Annotated in this window: 16 protein-coding genes and 1 tRNA gene; 10 read left to right on the top strand and 7 right to left on the bottom strand. The window is 70.2% G+C overall.

What is annotated here, in order from left to right; all coding sequences use genetic code 11:
• On the top strand, positions 1-572 hold a 572-nt coding region (locus tag ACE3O8_RS09540), incomplete at its 5' end, for a phenylalanine 4-monooxygenase (protein ID WP_374389147.1).
• 75 nt (positions 573-647) lie between these two features.
• Entirely contained in the window at positions 648-3,998 is a 3,351-nt protein-coding gene (locus ACE3O8_RS09535) for a PAS-domain containing protein (protein ID WP_374389145.1), read from the top strand.
• A gap of 28 nt (positions 3,999-4,026) precedes the next feature.
• Here ACE3O8_RS09535 and ACE3O8_RS09530 read toward each other — a convergent pair whose 3' ends face one another.
• Both ACE3O8_RS09530 and ACE3O8_RS09525 read right to left on the bottom strand, forming a co-directional pair.
• Positions 4,027-4,725, bottom strand: a complete 699-nt coding sequence (locus ACE3O8_RS09530) for an NAD-dependent deacylase (protein WP_374389143.1) — start codon at positions 4,723-4,725, stop codon at positions 4,027-4,029.
• Between the two features lie 19 nt (positions 4,726-4,744).
• The gene (locus tag ACE3O8_RS09525) at positions 4,745-6,787 is read right to left on the bottom strand and encodes an amidohydrolase family protein (RefSeq protein ID WP_374389142.1); all 2,043 of its coding nucleotides are present in this window, start codon (positions 6,785-6,787) and stop codon (positions 4,745-4,747) included.
• A 107-nt stretch (positions 6,788-6,894) separates the two neighbouring features.
• Here ACE3O8_RS09525 and dapB point away from each other — a divergent pair, with 107 nt between their 5' ends.
• Positions 6,895-7,674, top strand: a complete 780-nt coding sequence (dapB, locus tag ACE3O8_RS09520; RefSeq protein ID WP_374389140.1) for a 4-hydroxy-tetrahydrodipicolinate reductase — start codon at positions 6,895-6,897, stop codon at positions 7,672-7,674.
• 33 nt (positions 7,675-7,707) lie between these two features.
• Here dapB and ACE3O8_RS09515 read toward each other — a convergent pair whose 3' ends face one another.
• A complete protein-coding gene (locus tag ACE3O8_RS09515; protein ID WP_374389138.1) occupies positions 7,708-7,902 on the bottom strand; it encodes a hypothetical protein in 195 nt (64 codons plus the stop codon).
• A gap of 206 nt (positions 7,903-8,108) precedes the next feature.
• On the opposite strand from ACE3O8_RS09515, the gene infA reads away from it, so the two are divergent.
• The 6 genes from infA (at position 8,109) to ACE3O8_RS09485 (ending at position 11,178) form a co-directional block, all read left to right on the top strand.
• On the top strand, positions 8,109-8,327 hold the full coding sequence (infA, locus tag ACE3O8_RS09510; RefSeq protein WP_194744413.1) for a translation initiation factor IF-1: 219 nt from the start codon (positions 8,109-8,111) through the stop codon (positions 8,325-8,327).
• Positions 8,328-8,352: 25 nt separating this feature from the next.
• A complete protein-coding gene (locus ACE3O8_RS09505; RefSeq protein WP_374389135.1) occupies positions 8,353-9,393 on the top strand; it encodes a DUF2332 domain-containing protein in 1,041 nt (346 codons plus the stop codon).
• A complete protein-coding gene (locus ACE3O8_RS09500; RefSeq protein ID WP_374389133.1) occupies positions 9,390-9,968 on the top strand; it encodes a nucleoside triphosphate pyrophosphatase in 579 nt (192 codons plus the stop codon). Before ACE3O8_RS09505 ends, ACE3O8_RS09500 begins: the two co-directional genes overlap by 4 nt.
• On the top strand, positions 9,961-10,902 hold the full coding sequence (locus ACE3O8_RS09495; protein ID WP_374389131.1) for a ribonuclease: 942 nt from the start codon (positions 9,961-9,963) through the stop codon (positions 10,900-10,902). The genes ACE3O8_RS09500 and ACE3O8_RS09495 overlap by 8 nt, the downstream gene beginning before the upstream one ends.
• Entirely contained in the window at positions 10,889-11,053 is a 165-nt protein-coding gene (gene yacG, locus ACE3O8_RS09490; RefSeq protein WP_374389129.1) for a DNA gyrase inhibitor YacG, read from the top strand. The genes ACE3O8_RS09495 and yacG overlap by 14 nt, the downstream gene beginning before the upstream one ends.
• 49 nt (positions 11,054-11,102) lie before the next feature.
• Positions 11,103-11,178: transfer RNA gene (locus ACE3O8_RS09485), tRNA-Phe, on the top strand.
• A 54-nt stretch (positions 11,179-11,232) separates the two neighbouring features.
• On the opposite strand, the gene ACE3O8_RS09480 is transcribed toward ACE3O8_RS09485, so the two are convergent.
• From ACE3O8_RS09480 to ACE3O8_RS09470, 3 genes are all read right to left on the bottom strand, one after another.
• Positions 11,233-11,547, bottom strand: coding sequence for an MliC family protein (locus ACE3O8_RS09480; protein ID WP_374389127.1), 315 nt, complete (start codon positions 11,545-11,547; stop codon positions 11,233-11,235).
• 116 nt (positions 11,548-11,663) lie between these two features.
• Positions 11,664-12,236, bottom strand: a complete 573-nt coding sequence (locus ACE3O8_RS09475) for a manganese efflux pump MntP family protein (protein ID WP_374389125.1) — start codon at positions 12,234-12,236, stop codon at positions 11,664-11,666.
• A 213-nt stretch (positions 12,237-12,449) separates the two neighbouring features.
• Positions 12,450-13,436 carry an NADPH:quinone oxidoreductase family protein gene (locus ACE3O8_RS09470; protein WP_374389123.1) on the bottom strand — a complete coding sequence of 329 codons (987 nt, stop codon included), beginning with the start codon at positions 13,434-13,436 and terminating at the stop codon, positions 12,450-12,452.
• A 153-nt stretch (positions 13,437-13,589) separates the two neighbouring features.
• On the opposite strand from ACE3O8_RS09470, the gene ACE3O8_RS09465 reads away from it, so the two are divergent.
• The gene (locus ACE3O8_RS09465) at positions 13,590-14,222 is read left to right on the top strand and encodes a murein L,D-transpeptidase catalytic domain family protein (protein WP_374389121.1); all 633 of its coding nucleotides are present in this window, start codon (positions 13,590-13,592) and stop codon (positions 14,220-14,222) included.
• A gap of 2 nt (positions 14,223-14,224) precedes the next feature.
• Here ACE3O8_RS09465 and ACE3O8_RS09460 read toward each other — a convergent pair whose 3' ends face one another.
• The gene (locus ACE3O8_RS09460; protein ID WP_374389119.1) at positions 14,225-15,463 is read right to left on the bottom strand and encodes a L,D-transpeptidase family protein; all 1,239 of its coding nucleotides are present in this window, start codon (positions 15,461-15,463) and stop codon (positions 14,225-14,227) included.
• Positions 15,464-15,506 lie beyond the last annotated feature (43 nt).

Below are 15,506 nucleotides of genomic sequence, written 5' to 3'. Positions count from 1 at the left end.
TCGAGCATCTGGCGAACCGCCGCTTCGTGGCGGGCAATTTCCTGCGCACGCCCGACCAGATCGATTATCTGGAAGAGCCGGACGTGTTCCACGACGTGTTCGGCCATGTGCCGCTGCTCGCGAACCCGGTGTTCGCGGATTACATGCAGGCCTATGGCGAGGGCGGGCTTCGTTCCATCCGCTTCGGCGCGCTGCACAAGCTGGCGCGGCTCTACTGGTACACGGTCGAGTTCGGGCTGACGGAAACGGCGGATGGCCTGCGCATCCATGGCGCGGGCATCGTCTCATCCTTCGGGGAAAGCCGCTTCGCGCTGGACGATCCAAGCCCCAACCGGCTGGGCTTCGATCTGAGGCGGGTGATGCGCACGCAGTACCGGATCGATGATTTCCAGCAGGTCTATTTCGCCATCCCCAGCTTCGAACATCTGCTGGACACGACGCTGAACACCGATTTCGCGCCGCTCTATGCCGAACTGGAAGCGCTGCCCGATCTGGCGATCGACACCATCCTGCCCGAAGACCGGGTGCTGACGCGCGGCAGCCAGGCGCATGCGAAGGCGCGCGCGGCCTGACTTGACCGCGCCGGCAAAGGCGCGTTCCTTCAACGCCGACAGTGGCCGACGTTCCGGCCCGATGGAGAGCGCCGAGTGCCCGACGGCCCCGACGGCCTGACCCTGCTGCCCGCCTTCGCCGTGCTGCTCTATGGCGCGGGGCTGTTCTGGCTTGCGGCCCGCACGGAACGGCGCGGCATCCCGCACCGGCTGCAGCCCTGGGTCTTCCCTCTCAGCCTGGCCGTCTATTGCACAAGCTGGACCTTCTTCGGCGGCGTCGGCTCGGCCGCGACATCGGGGCTGCCCTATCTCTCCATCTATCTCGGCCCGGCGCTCGCCTTCCTGCTGGCGCCCGGCTTCCTCTCCCGCCTCGCCGCCCGGACCGCCGATGGCCGGGCCTCCTCCATCAGCGACTTCATCGGCCAGCGCTATGGCCGCAGCCGCAGCCTGGCGGCGCTGGTGGCGGCGCTCGCGCTGCTGGCGGCCACCCCCTATATCGCGCTCCAGCTCCGCTCCGTCGCGATGAGCTTCGAGGCCGTCACCGGCCTTGGCCGCTCCACCGAGCTGACGTTCCTGATCGCCGCCCTGCTCGCGGCCTTCTCGATCAGCTTCGGCGCGCGCCGGATCGAGGTGACGGGCCGCAACCCCGGCGTCGTCGCCGCGCTCGCCGCCGAAAGCCTGGTGAAGCTGGTCGCCTTCGTGGCGCTGGGCCTGTTCGCCGCCTGGCTGCTCTGGCGGGAGCCCGCGTCGAGCGCCGGCATCGAAACGCTCGCAACCCGGATGGGCGGCAGCTTCGGCCCCGATTTCCTCGTCACCACCCTGCTCTCCGCGCTCGCCATCCTGTGCCTTCCCCGGCAATTCTATCTGGGGTTCGTGGAGGCGCCCGATCCGGCCGCGCTGCGCCGCGCGCGCTGGCCGTTCGTCGCCTATCTCGCGCTCATCTCGCTGATGGTCCTGCCGCTGGCGGCCGCCGGCCTCGCCCTGCTGCCGCCCACCACCCGGCCCGACCTGTTCGTGCTGGCGCTGCCGCTGTCCGAAGGGGCGAACGGGCTGGTGCTGCTGGCCTTCCTGGGCGGCTTTTCGGCGGCGACGGGCATGGTCATCGCGGAAACGCTGGCGCTTTCCACCATGGCCGCCAACGATCTGCTCGCCCCCCTTCTGATCCGGGCGCAGCTACGCGAGGGCGCGGACCTCGGCCGGCTGATGCTGACGGCGCGGCGGGTGATCATCGTGCTGATCGTGGCGGCCGCCTGGGGCTATGCCGAAGCCATCGATGACAGCGCCACGCTGGCCGCAATCGGGCTGATCGCCTTTGCCGGCGTGGCGCAGTTCGCGCCCGCGCTGATCGGCGCCATCGCCTTCGGCTTCGAAAACAAGCGCGCCGCCCGCACCGGGCTGATCGCGGGCATCGCGCTGTGGGCCTATACGCTGTTCCTTCCCTCCATCGCGGGGGGCGATCTGGTGCAGGCGCTGGACGCCGCATCCGTCGGCCTGCTGAACCCGCAGCTGCTGCTGGGCTTCGATCTCGGCTCGCCGCTTGTCCATGGCACCTTGTGGAGCCTTGGCGCGAATGTTCTCGGCCTGCTGGCGGCGGCGCGCTTCGGCCGCGCCCGCAGCGGCCCCAGCTACCGCGATTCCAGCTTCGGCCATGTCACGACTCTCGGCGAGCTCACCGCGCTCGCCGGTCGCTTCGCGGGCGACCGCGAGGCAGAGATCGCGCTCGCCCCCTTCGGCGGGCCGGACAGCCCGATCAGCGGCCCCGCCGCCCGCCGCGCGGAACAGATGATCGCGGACGTGATCGGGGCGCCGTCTGCCCGGCTCATCGTCACCTCCACCATGGCGGGCGCCAGCCTGGGCGTAGGCGAGGTGGTGAAGCTGCTCGACCGCTCCGGCCAGTCGCTGCAGTTTTCCCGGCAGTTGCTGGAAGCGACCTTGCAGGCGATCGATCCCGGCGTGTCGGTGATCGACCGGCGGCTTCGGCTGGTGGCGTGGAACCAGCGCTATCTGGACCTGTTCGACTATCCGGCGGGGCTTGTGGAGGTGGGGCGGCCCGTCGCCGATCTCATCCGCTACAATGCCGAGCGCGGCGAATGCGGGCCGGGCGAGGTGGACGCCCATGTGGAACGCCGCCTGTACCATCTGGCGCGCGGCCTGCCGCACAGCTTCGAGCGTCTCCGCCCCTCTGGCCGCTGGATCAAGACGGTGGGCGCGCCCATGCCCGGCGGCGGCTATGTGATGAGTTTCACCGACATCACCGCCGAAAAGGCGCAGCAGGTGGAGCTGGAAGCGCGGGTGGCCGAACGCACCGCCGATCTTGCCGCCGCGAACGCCGCGCTGGCCGACGCGAAGGCGGCCGCCGAAACCGCCACCCGGGAAAAAACCCGCTTCCTCGCCGCCGCCAGCCACGATCTGCTGCAACCGCTGCACGCCGCCCGGCTGTTCCTCTCCGCGCTGGAACGGCAGACGCCGGATGCCGCCCGCCCGCTGCTCGATTCGACGGCGCAGTCCATCGCGTCGGCGGATGCCCTGCTGCGGGCGCTGCTGGATGTGTCCAAGCTGGACGCGGGCGGCATCAAGCCGCGCCCGACCCGCTTTTCCGTGCAGGAGCTGGTGGCGGAACTGGGCCGCGAATTCGCCCCCCTGGCGGCCGAAAAGGGCCTCCGGCTGAAGGCGCTTGGCGTCGATGCCAGCGTAGAGACGGACCGCGACCTGCTGCGCTCCATCCTGCTCAACTTCCTGTCCAACGCGGTGCGCTATACCCCGCGCGGCAGCATCGCCTTCACCGCGCGGCGGCGGCAGGGGCAGATCCGCTTCGCCGTGGCAGACAGCGGCCCCGGCATCGCGCCCGGGGCGCAGGCGCGCATCTTCCGCGAGTTCGAGCGGCTGGACGGCGATTCGCCGGGCGTCGGGCTCGGCCTTGCCATCGTGGACCGCACCGCGCGCCTGCTGGGCGCGCCCGTCACGCTGAAGTCTGCGCCGGGGGAAGGATCGCTCTTCGCGATCGACATTCCGGCGACGGCCGATGGCCCGCTGGCGAGCCGGTCGCTGCCCGCGCCCGCGCGGCTTCCGGCGGATGCGCTGCGCATCCTGTGCGTCGACGACGACCCCGCCGTCAGGGACGCAATCGTCGCCGCCCTCGCCGCGCAGGGGCACGAGCCGATGGCAGCTGCGTCTGCACCAGAGGCGCTCGCGTTGGCGCGGCAGCACCGCCCCGCCGCCGCCATTCTCGATTTCCAGCTGGGCGACGGGCCGGACGGGCTCGCGCTTGCGCGCAGCCTGAGGCGGCGTGACCCCGGCCTTCCGATCGCGATGGTCACGGCCGATCCGCGCGCCCCGACGGACTGGCGGCTGCGGCGGCTTTCGATCCGGGTGTTCCCGAAGCCGGTCGATCCGGCCGCCCTGTTCGCCTTCCTCGCCGAGCGGGGCGCCCGGGCCGCTGCAGAATAGCGCGGGCCCCGCGCTGGTACCGAATAGCTCAGCCCAGCAGTTCGTCCACCAGCTGCGGCACCAGCGCGCCCGCCGGCCCCAGCCGGCTGTCGTGGAAGCGCCCGCTCGTCATCGAGGGATCGAGGTTCAGCTCGATGCAGCGCGCACCGGCATGGCGGGCCAGATCGACAAACCCGGCCGCCGGATAGACATTCCCCGACGTGCCGATGGAGACGAACAGGTCGGCCGCCAGCAGCGCCGCTTCGATGCGGTCCATATGGTAGGGCATTTCCCCGAACCACACGATGTCGGGGCGCAGATGGCCGGCAAGCCCGCAGGCCGGGCAGGGCGGCGCGTCCAGCAGACCCCCCTCCCACGGGTGCCGCCGGTCGCAGGCGGTGCACCAGGCGGATTTCAGCTCGCCATGCATGTGCAGCATCCGCGCCGATCCGGCGCGGTCGTGCAGATCATCCACATTCTGCGTCACCAGCAGAAGCTCGCCCGGCCATAGCGCATCCAGCCGCGCCAGCGCCCTGTGGGCGGCGTTCGGCTGCACGGCGGCCAGCGCGGCGCGCCGCGCATCATAGAAGCGCTGCACCAGCACGGGATCGCGGCGGAAGGCCTGCGGCGTCGCCACATCCTCCACCCTGTGCCCTTCCCACAACCCATCCGGGCCACGGAAGGTGGGCACGCCCGATTCCGCCGAAACTCCGGCGCCCGTCAGGATCACGATGCGCCGGGGCGGCATGGTCAGCGCGCGCCCGCGATCAGAAAGCGGGCACCAGCGCTGCGCCCGACACCGCCGGCGCCGTCGTGAACGGCTTGATGCCCAGGCGCGCATAGGCCTCGGTCGGGAAATAGACGGTGCCGTCCTTCACCACCATCGAGATGGTCTTCACCGCCTTGATGTCCTTCACCGGATCGCCGGGCAGCAGCATGAAGTCTGCCACAAGGCCCGGTTTCACCGCGCCGAAGCGGTCGCCCCGGCCCATGTAGCGCGCGGTATCCCAGGTGGCCCGGCGCAGCACCTGCGCGCTGGTCAGGCCGGTCTTGGTATAGAGCTCCAGCTCGCGGTGATACCAGAAGCTGCCGCCCATGTCGGTGCCGGGCAGGATCAGCGTGCCCTGCCGGTTCAGCTGCCGCATCACTTCCAGCGTGGTGTCGAACGCGCCGCGATAGGCGGCGTCATCCTCGGGCGTGGAAATGTCCAGCATCGGCTGCTTCAGCTGCCGCTGCAGCCCGATGGGCAGATGGGGCGCCCAATCCGCTGTGCCGGGCGAGAATGCGCCTTTCCGGCCCAGCGTCGCATGCTCCATGATCACCAGCGTCGGGTCATGCGCGGCGTCCTTGCTGCGCATCAGCTCCAGCGTCTTGCGTGGTGCGGGCTGCGAAAGGTCGAAGCCGTCGAACCGCTTCAGCGCCGTGATCCGCAGCAGCGTGCGGGTGTCGTCGCCGGGCTTCAGCACCCAGTTCAGCATCAGCTGGTTGGAATGGGTGATCTCGTCATAGCCGGCTTCCAGCATCGCGTCGGTGGTGGTGAAGGCCGGGATATGGCCCGCCACCCGCAGCCCGGACTTGTGCGCCTCCGCGATCATGGCCGGCACCCATTCGGGGTTGATGCTGTTATAGACCTTGATCTGGAACACGCCGCGCTTCGCGGCATCCTGAACCGCCTTCACCGCATCGGCCTGGTTGTCCACCACCACGCCGCCCTGCGCGTTGGTCTTGCTCTTGCCCTCGATGAAGCCCGACCGCACCACGCGCGGGCCGGCCAGTTCGCCCGAATCCATCCGCTGCACCAGCCGGTCCAGAACGGCGTCGTCATTGCCCATGTCGCGCACGGTGGTGATGCCCGCCACCAGGTTCAGCAGCGCGTCTGCCTGCCCCAGGTGCCCGTGCATTTCGTTGAAGCCCGCCAGCAGCGTGCCGCCCTTGCCGTCCACGACCGTCTCGCCGGCGGCAGTCGCCCCCGGCGCGTCGATGCTGACGATGCGGTTGCCCTTCACCAGCACCGATGCAGGCGCCGACAGCGCCAGCCGCTCCGGATCGAAGATGCGGACATTGGCGATCCTGAGCGCCGTCGGCGCCTTCCTCGCCAGCGCCTTCTGCGCGTCGGTCAGGCGCTTCGTGTCCCACCCCGCCACAAGGTCGCGCAGCTTCTGATCCTCTGTCTCATAACCTTCCCGCAGCATGGCGAATTCGGGGGAGGCGACGCCCACAAGCGTGCGGTCCGGCCCGAGGAACAGCGTCGTGGGATCAAGATCGAGGCCGACGAGCGCATGCGCCGTCAACGTCACCGGCCCCGAAGGCCCGTTGGCCTGCACATCGCCCAGCGGTTCTAGCCGCAGCTCCCCGCCCGGCAGCGCGGGCAGCTTGCCGCCCGCCTTCAGCAGGGCGCGGGCATAGACGCCGATGCCATAGGGGCTGCCGTTCTGCGCCACATACAGCGCCGGGCCCGTCACCGTCGCCGAACCCGGCCCCGTCGCATCGACCCACTCGGCCTTGTCGCCGGTGCGGCTGAAGCGCTCGTCCACCTTGCTGCCGAAGGTGGTGCTGCCGGTCACGGTCCAGCGGGTCGGGATGCCTGCGCCGTCCAGCGCCAGATGCTCCTCGATCGTGGGGCCCCGCCCGTTGTTCTTGAAATCGAACACGATCTTCGTCGCCCCGCCCGACTCGTCGGTGACGAGGCTGCCGACGTTCCGGCCGCTGATCAGCACCGCGAAGCGTTCGGCCGCGAAGGCGGGGGTTGAAAGAAGAAGGGCGATCAGCGCGGCGCGTCCGCCCGCGCGGGCAAGGGATTTCATCTGCATGGCCGCCTGTTGAACATGGAAGCGGGCCGGTCGGCAAGCACCATCGCTGCGCACTTGCCAACGACCCCCGCATTTGCGCTACTGCGGGCCGAGGAGTGTGCGTCACCATGATCAAGATCGGGGTTCTCGGGGCCGGCGGCCGCATGGGCCAGGCCATCATCGCGGAAGTGCAGGCCGCGCCCGACTGCTGGCTTGCCGGCGGCGTGGAACGGCCGGGCCACCCCATGTGCGGCAACATCATCGGCGAGGGGCTGGTGATCTGCGCCAACGCCGCGCCCGTGGCGCACAAGGCCGATGTGCTCATCGATTTCACCACGCCCGCCGCGCTCGACGAACATCTGCGCGCCGCCCAGGACGGCAAGGCCGCGATCCTGATCGGCACCACCGGGCTGGAACCGCACCACCATGCCGCCATCGATGCGGCCGCGCGCACCATCCCGGTGCTGCAGGCTGCCAACACCGCGCTTGGCGTCTCGCTGCTTGCGGCTCTGGTGGAACAGGCCGCCCGCGCGCTGGACACCGGCTGGGATATCGAGATTTCGGAACTGCACCACCGGCACAAGGTGGATGCGCCGTCGGGCACGGCCCTGTTCCTGGGCGAGGCGGCGGCGAAGGGCCGGGGCGCCCCGCTCGAAACGTTGCGCCTGCCCCCGCACGAATCCAGCCCCGGCGCGCGCCGCGCCGGCGGGATCGGCTTCGCCTCGCTGCGGGGCGGGTCTGCCGCGGGCGATCATCATGTGCTGCTGGCGGGCGAGGGCGAACGCATCACCCTGTCGCATGTCGCCGAAAGCCGCGACATCTTCGCGAGCGGGGCGGTGAAGGCGGCGCGCTGGCTGTCCGGCCGGAAACCCGGCCGCTATCGCATGGCAGACATTTTCGGGATCTAGGGTTAGGACCCTAGGCCGGCGCTTCAGGCGCCCTCAGAACAGGGTCCGGCAGCTCCGCAGCCAGCGCGGCGGCTTGCGACCCGCAATCTCCACCTGATTTATCGCGGCGCCGGGGCGCAGGCCGGAGGTGGATGCCAGCTGCGCCCCGGAATCGCCCATGCCGGACAGGCGAACGACGCCCACCAGCGCAAATCCCAGGATGAAGCCGACAACCAACGCCCGCAGCACTGCGAGACTCCCCCAAGCCTATCCGTTCAACAGGTCCGACCCTGTTGGACGCCCGTCTAGCGAAGGAGCCCCTGCAATCATTGCACAAATCCGACAAAAGCTTGTCGGACTTGAATCTGGAACGGCGTTGGGGCATGGCGCGCGAACTGCAAACCGGGGTAGAAGCACCGCTTTCCCGCCCCGAAGAAAGGTCAATCAAACCACCCATGCCCAAGGAAGAACTTCTCGAGATGCGGGGCACGGTCGTCGAACTGCTCCCCAACGCGATGTTCCGGGTGCGGCTGGAAAACGACCATGAGATCCTCGGCCACACCGCCGGCAAGATGCGCAAGAACCGCATCCGCGTGCTGACAGGCGATGAAGTGCTGGTGGAACTCACGCCGTATGACCTGACCAAGGGGCGGATCACCTACCGCTTCAAGTGAGCGTGTTCGCACACAGGACCGGCGCATGAGCGACAGCGCATTCCGCCAGCATGCCCGCTGGCAGGCGGGCTGGTGCCGTGCGCTTGGTTCGCCCTTCAACGCCCTGGTCTGCGACCTGCTGGCGGAACGGCTTTCCCCCGAAACGGCGCTGGGCCGGCGGCTGGACGGCTGGGCCGGCAATGCCGAGGCCGAGATGCTGGCGCTTCGTGTGGCGGGCGGGCTGCATGCCCGCGTCCGCAGCGGCAGGGCGCCTGCGCTTGCCGCGCTCTATCCCCCGGCCCCCTTGCCCGATGCGGACGCCCTGTGGGCCGCGATGGAGCCGGTCCTTGCCGCGCCTTCCATCTGCCGCTGGCTGGATGTCGCGCCGCAGACGAACGAGGTCGCCCGCTCCGCCGCGCTGATGCCCTGTTTCCTGACGGTGGCTCAGGAAACAGGCCTTCCACTCGCGCTGGTGGAGTTGGGGTGCAGCGGTGGCCTGAACCTGCTGCCCGATCATTACGCCTTCCGGCTGGGCAATGTGCGCGCCGGCAACCCTGAAAGCCTGCTGGCGCTTGAGCCGGACTGGATCGGGCCCGACCCGCCCGACGTGCAGATCCGTTTCGCCAGCCGGATCGGCGTGGACCTGAACCCGATCGACCTTTCGGACCCGGCCGAACGCGCGCGCATGCTCGCCTATGTCTGGCCCGACCAGTTCACCCGGCTGGAACGCATGGCGACCGCGATGACGATCGTGTCCGAGATCCTGCCCGAAATCGCGGCGGGCGACGCAGCCGATTTCGTTGAAGCGCGCGTGTGGCCGCAGCCCGGCGCGGTCACCACCGTGTTCCATTCGATCGCGATGCAATATTTCAGCGCCGGCTCGCAGCAGCGCATCAGCGAACATATGAACCGTGCGGGTTCGGCCGCCACCGCCGACGCCCCGCTGGCCTGGGTGCGGATGGAGCATGACCTTCCCGGCGCCGGCGAACCGCCGACGCTGCGGCTGACGATGTGGCGCGGGCAGGGCAGCGAGGACAGGCTGCTGGGCCGCGCCCACCCCCACGGCAGCGCGGTGGCCTGGCTGTGAGCGCGCCCCGCTTCATCCTCGCCTCCGCCTCGCCCCGGCGGCTGGAGCTGCTGGGACGGCTGGGCCTGTCGCCAGACGCCGTGGACCCGGCCGACATCGACGAAACCCCGCTGAAGGCCGAGCGCCCCGCCCCGCATGTGGCGCGGCTGGCGGCGGAAAAGGCGGCCGCCGTGGCCGCGCGGCACCCCGGCGCGGTGGTTCTGGCGGCAGACACGCTGGTCGCGGCCGGGCTGCGCATCCTGCCCAAGGCCGAGGACGAGGCAACGGAGCGCGCCTGCCTGAAGCTGCTGTCGGGCCGCCGGCACCAGGTGCTGACGGCGCTGACGGTCGTGGACGCGCGCGGCGTCGCCCGCCACCGCCTCAACCGCTCCACCGTGCGTGTCGCCCGGCTGGAGCCGGCGGACGTGGATGCCTACATCGCCAGCGGCGAATGGAACGGCAAGGCGGGCGGCTATGCCATCCAGGGCCGGTTCGAAGCGCATGTGCAATGGATGGAGGGCAGCTTTTCCGGCATCATGGGCCTGCCGCTGGCCGATGCCCGCGCCATGCTGCGCACGGCGGGGCTGAATGGCTGACGTTTTCCTTCAGCATCGCATCGGCGAAACCCGGGCCGCCGTGGTCGAGAATTTCCGGCTGGTGGAAATGCACCTCGCCCGCGATGGCGACGGGCTTGCGGCCGGCGCGCGCCTGCCCGCCCGTCTGTCTGCAAAGCTGGGGCAGCGCGGCATCGCCCAGGCCGATGGCGAAGAGCTGCTGGTGGAGCCATGGCCCGCAGGCGCGACGGAGGGCCAGACCGTCATCGTGGAGGTCACGCGCGCGGCCTGGCGCGAGCGCGGCCGGGACAGGCTGGCGAAGGCGCGGCCCACCACGCTGGCGCCTTGGCCGTCCCCCAGCCTCGAATCGCAGATGCACGCGCGCGGCCATGTGCTGAAGCCCGGCTGGCCCGCCGAGGTGGCGGAGCAGTGGGACGACGCCTTCGATGCCGCCCGGCTGGGACGCCTGCCCTTCGAATCGGGCGCGCTGGTGCTGGCGCCGACCCCGGCCTTCCTCGCCGTCGATGTGGACGGCCATGGCCTGGCGCTGGCCGGCCCGGCGCTGCGCACGCTGGCCCGCGCCATCCGCCTGTGGGGGCTGGGCGGCAGCATCGTCGTGGATTTGCCCACGGCGGATCGCGATCAGCGCACGCAGGCGGCAGAGGCCTTCGATGCCGCGATGGGCAAGCTGCCGTTCGAGCGCACGGCGATCAACGGCTTCGGGCTGATGCAGGTGGTGCGGCCGCGCCCCGGCCCCTCGATCCTGGAACGCGCCCAGCTCGACCGGGCAGGCACGGAGGCGATCGACCTTCTCGAATCCGCGCTGGCCGATGGCAACACCGGCCCCCTGCGCCTTGCCCCCCGCCCCGCCGTCCGGCGCTGGCTGGAATCGCGGCCGCACCTGCTGGAGGCGCTGGGCGACCGCACGCATCGAACGGTGGAAATGCTGACAGGAGCGCCGGATGCCGAAGCCTGAACTGCGCTGCCCCGTCTGCCGAAAGCCTGCGGTTCCGAAGCACGCGCCATTCTGTTCCGAAGCCTGCCGCAACCGCGACCTGATCGCCTGGCTGGACGAACGCTATGTCGTGCCCGGCCGCCCGATCGGCGAGGATGACGAACCCGGTTGAGAAGCCGGTTGACCGAGCCGCGAAGTTGCGCCTATAGCGCGCCTCCCGTGCCTAGGTAGCTCAGTTGGTAGAGCATGCGATTGAAAATCGCAGTGTCGGCGGTTCGATCCCGTCCCTGGGCACCATTTTCCCTCCAGTTTACCTGAATGGCGAAAACCCACAGATCGACGCAAGAGCGTCTATCGGGGCACGGCCACCTGTCGGCATTGCATCGGCACCATCCGCCCCACGGTCCAGCTGGCCTCGTCGCCCTTGCTCCAGAAGACATGCTGGCCGTTGCTGTACTTTGCGCCGGACGCGGATTTTTCCCTGGGCAGCACAATCGGCTTGTCACCGTTCATCTGCACCTGAACCGCTCCGCCGGGGAGACTGTCCACCTTGAGCCGCGTGCCCTGGCCGCAATCAAAATAGGTGCTTGATCCCGGCCCCCCGATCGTGGCGCAGGCGCTCAGCGCCATTGCGCCGACAATCAGCGCCTCGATGCGAACCCTCATGTCAGTCCTCCCTCCAGAGGCCGTTACTTGGCACGGCTGTTGAAATAAGACCGTGCATTGCAAAATTGTAAAGTCGTTCGCTGCATTCCAATGCACGTCAGGCCAGTGGCGCCCCTTCAGGCCATCCAGCCCATGTGATCGGCCAGGATCAGCGTGCCGATCCCGATCAGCGCGATCCCGCCCAGCCGTTCGGCGCGCTTCCCGAAGCGCGCGCCCACCGCGCCGCCGATCCGGAAGCCGATGCTGGTCAGCACGAAGGTGGAAACCCCGATCGACGCCGCGACGATCCAGATGTTCACGCCGATGAAGGCCAGCCCCACGCCGACCGCCGCCGCATCGATGCTGGTGCCGATCGCTGTCAGCACCAGCCCCAGGGGGCCTGCCCGGCGCGGCGCTTCTTCGCCCTCGTCAACTGCCGGCGCCTCGAAGGATTCGCGGATCATGTGACCGCCCACCAGCCCCAGCAGGGCAAAGGCGATCCAGTGGTCCACCGCCTCCACATAATCCGCCGCCAGCAGGCCCAGGCCATAGCCGATGAGCGGGGTGGCCGCTTCCACCAGGCCGAACACCAGCCCCCATTTCAGCGCCACCGGCCAGGCGGGCCGGTGCGCCGCGCCCCGCGCCACGGCGGCGGCAAAGGCATCGGTGGACATGCTGAGCGACAGGATCAGGATGGCAAGCGGGGTCATGGCAGGCTCCTCCGGGGCGGGCGAGACACGCGATCCACCCCGCCCGGTGCGGCGGTGGATCGCGCTGGTCTCGCAACGCGGGGCGGAAACCGCCCTGCCGATGGCGCCACGCGGGGCGGGAGAACCCGGCCGCGAGCCTGTTGACGCCACCCCGGCTTTTGCGCCGGATGCTACTCCCCAACGGGAAGCCCGGCCCTACAGGCCGCACGCTGGTCAGGCAAGCCCGGCGTCCACCTCCAGCACCACCTTGCCCAGCCCCTTGCCGGAAATCGCCGCATTCAGGGCCGCGCCGAACCCGGAAAAGGCGAACTTCGCCCCGACGGCCGGGCGGATCCGCCCGTCTGCCGCCCAGCCCAGCAGCAGCGCCATCTGCCCCGGCACCTCGGCCCCGTCGAACAGCATGTGCTGGCGGATATCCACACCCACCAGTGCGGCGCCCTTCATCAGCGTCAGGTTGGCGGGCAGCGCGGGGATCGGCCCGCCCACGAATCCCACCACCAGATGCCGCCCCCGCCAGTGCAACGATCGGAACGCCGGTTCGAACAGCGGCCCGCACACCGGATCGAACACCACGTCCGGTCCCCGGCCGCCGCAGGCCGCCTTCAGCCTGTCGCGCCAGCCGTCCACCTCTGTATCCAGCACGGCGTCCGCGCCCTGCGCCTGCGCGAAGGCCCGTTTCGCGTCGGTGGAGGCCGCGGCCACCACGCGCGCGCCCAGCGCCTTCCCCAACTGCACCGCGGCAGAGCCCACGCCGCCGGCCGCCCCCAGAACCAGCAGCGTCTCCCCCGCCGCCAGCCGGCCGCGATCCGCAAGCCCGTGCAGCGCCGTCAGGTAATTCAGCGGCAGGCTCGCCGCCTCGGCAAAGGGCAGCGCATCCGGGATCGGCCAGGTCAGCGCGGCCGGCGCGGCCGCCAGTTCGGCAAAGCCGCGCGCAGCCATCGCCACCACCCGCTGGCCCACGGCCAGCCCGGTCACCTCCGCACCCACGGCGTCCACCACGCCTGCCACTTCCTGCCCCGGCACATGCGGCAGCGGCGGCTTCACCTGGTAACGGCCCAGCGCCACCAGCGAATCGACATAGCCGACACCGCAGGCCGCCACCCGGATCCGCACGCCACCCGGCCCGATCTCCGGAACCGGGGCCTCCCGCTCGGCATAGCTGTCGAGGGATTCCAGTGTCTCGGCAATGATGGCGCGCATCGGGGGCTCCTGCGGAAAGCCCCTGCCTAGCCCGCCCCGGCGCCGGCGCAGCCTGCGAAAAGCGGCAAGATCGAACGATCCGCCGAAGCTGGCAAACGCCCTGCCGATAGTCGCTTGATCAGCGCCCCCGGCCGCCCGTTAGTCTGGCACCCAATGAACGGTCGCCCCTTCTCCCTGTCTCGCCGAGCGCTGATCGGCGCCGCAGCCGCACTTGGTGCGGCCCCTGCCGCAGCCGCATTTGGTGCGGCCCCCTCCCTCGCCGCCGGGCGCAGCGCCGCCGACATCGCGCGCGAGGGGCTGCTCAGGCACGGCGCCGCCATCCGCCACCGGGATGTGGTGGGCATCGCGGATTTCGCCTCGCCCTCGCACGCCCGGCGCTTCCACATCGTCGATCTCGCCGGGGGCCGCACCAGCAGCCACCTCGTCAGCCATGGCCGCGGCTCCGATCCGGCCCACAGCGGCTGGGTCGAACGCTTCTCCAACGAGTTCGGCTCCAACGCCTCGTCGCCCGGCGGCTATGCCACCGGCGATTATTACATCGGCAAACATGGCCGGTCCCAGCGGCTGATCGGTCTGGATGCCACCAACAACAACGCCGAACCGCGCGCCATCGTGATCCACGGCGCCTGGTATGTCTCGGATGCGATGGCCCGCCAGCACGGCAAGATCGGCCGCTCGGAAGGCTGCTTCGCCTTCGACGAAACCAATGGCAGCCTCGACGAGATCCTGGCCCGGCTGGGGCCGGGACGCCTGCTCTACGCCGGCCGCTTCGGCATCGACGCCTGAAGTCAGCGGCGCGACAGCGCCTCGATCACTGCGGCGTCCCGGCCATAGACGTCCGGCAGCACCTGCACCGTTCCCCCTTTCGCCGGAACGACCGTGAAATAGCCCACATGCACCGGCACCTGCTGCGGCAGGTCGATGCCGGTGGTGACATTCGTGGCTGCGGTCGCGTCGATGCGTGCGGCGTCCCACTCGGGCACCTCCTCCAGCAGCCGCAGCGCAAGGCCCAGGATGCCCTGGGTGCGCATGCACCCGTGCGAGAGCGCCAGATCCTGCCCGTTGAACAGATGTTTGGCGGGCGTGTCGTGGAAGAAGATCGCATAGGGGTTGGGCATCTCGATCTTCAGCGTGCCCAGCGAATTGCGGTTGCCCGGCATCTGCATCACCTGCAGGCCATCCGCCGTCGCCGTCCAGCGATAGCCGCGCGCCCGGGCGGCAGACGGGCTGCGCCGGATGAGGGCGCCGACCGATTCGTCGACGATGCTCTTGGGCAGCAGCCAGGGCGGATTGATGGTGATGGCCGTCGCCACGGCGGAAAATTGCGGCGTCGGCGTCTTGCGCGCCCCCACGATGATCTTGTGACGGGCGACGGGAACACCCCCATCGACCAGATCGACGGTATAGCCCGGCACATTGGCGAACAGGTGCCGCTCCCCCATCTGGCGCGGCATCCAGCGCCAGCGGTCCATGTTGGCGCGGATGCGGGCGCTGTCTGCGGGTGCCGTCGCCGCCGGAAGGGCCGCCCGAAGCACCCGGTAATGCGGATGCGCCGGCAGCAGCCCGCGCAGCGTCTCTCCCGCCGTTCCCGCCGCAAGTCCGTCGGCCAGCTTCGCGCGCAGCCACTCCACGTCAGAGCGGGGCGGCGGCGATTTCCAGCCGATCCGGGCCTCGATCGGGGTCCGCCCGGCGGCATAGTCCTTCGCCAGCGCCATCCAGCTCGCCTCGGCGGCCACCGCAATGGCCGCCTCGTCGCCTGACGCCAGCGCGGCTTCCAGCGCGGCGGGGGCATAATCGGCCGGGTTCAGCCCCTCTTTCGATGCCGCCTGAACCTCGGCCAGCGTCTCGCGCGCGGTCGCCGCCGTCCATGGCAGCGGTGCCGGGGCAGGCGCAACGACGGGCTGGGGTTGCGGCGCGGCCTGCTGCACGGCGCCGGCCGCCGGCGCGGGAACCGCCTCCTGGGCAGAAAGCGGGCCTGAAAGGCTCAACAGCAGGGCAGGAACCAGCGCGCGCATCGCCTCAATCATCCGCCAGCCCCTTCAATTCGTAAAGCAGGTCCAGCGCGGCGCG

This window comes from Sandaracinobacter sp. (assembly GCF_041909755.1).
Taxonomy (GTDB): Bacteria; Pseudomonadota; Alphaproteobacteria; order Sphingomonadales; family Sphingomonadaceae; genus Sandaracinobacteroides.
The sequence above is the reverse complement of the archived record's forward strand: the minus strand, read 5'-3'. Positions and strand labels throughout refer to the sequence as shown.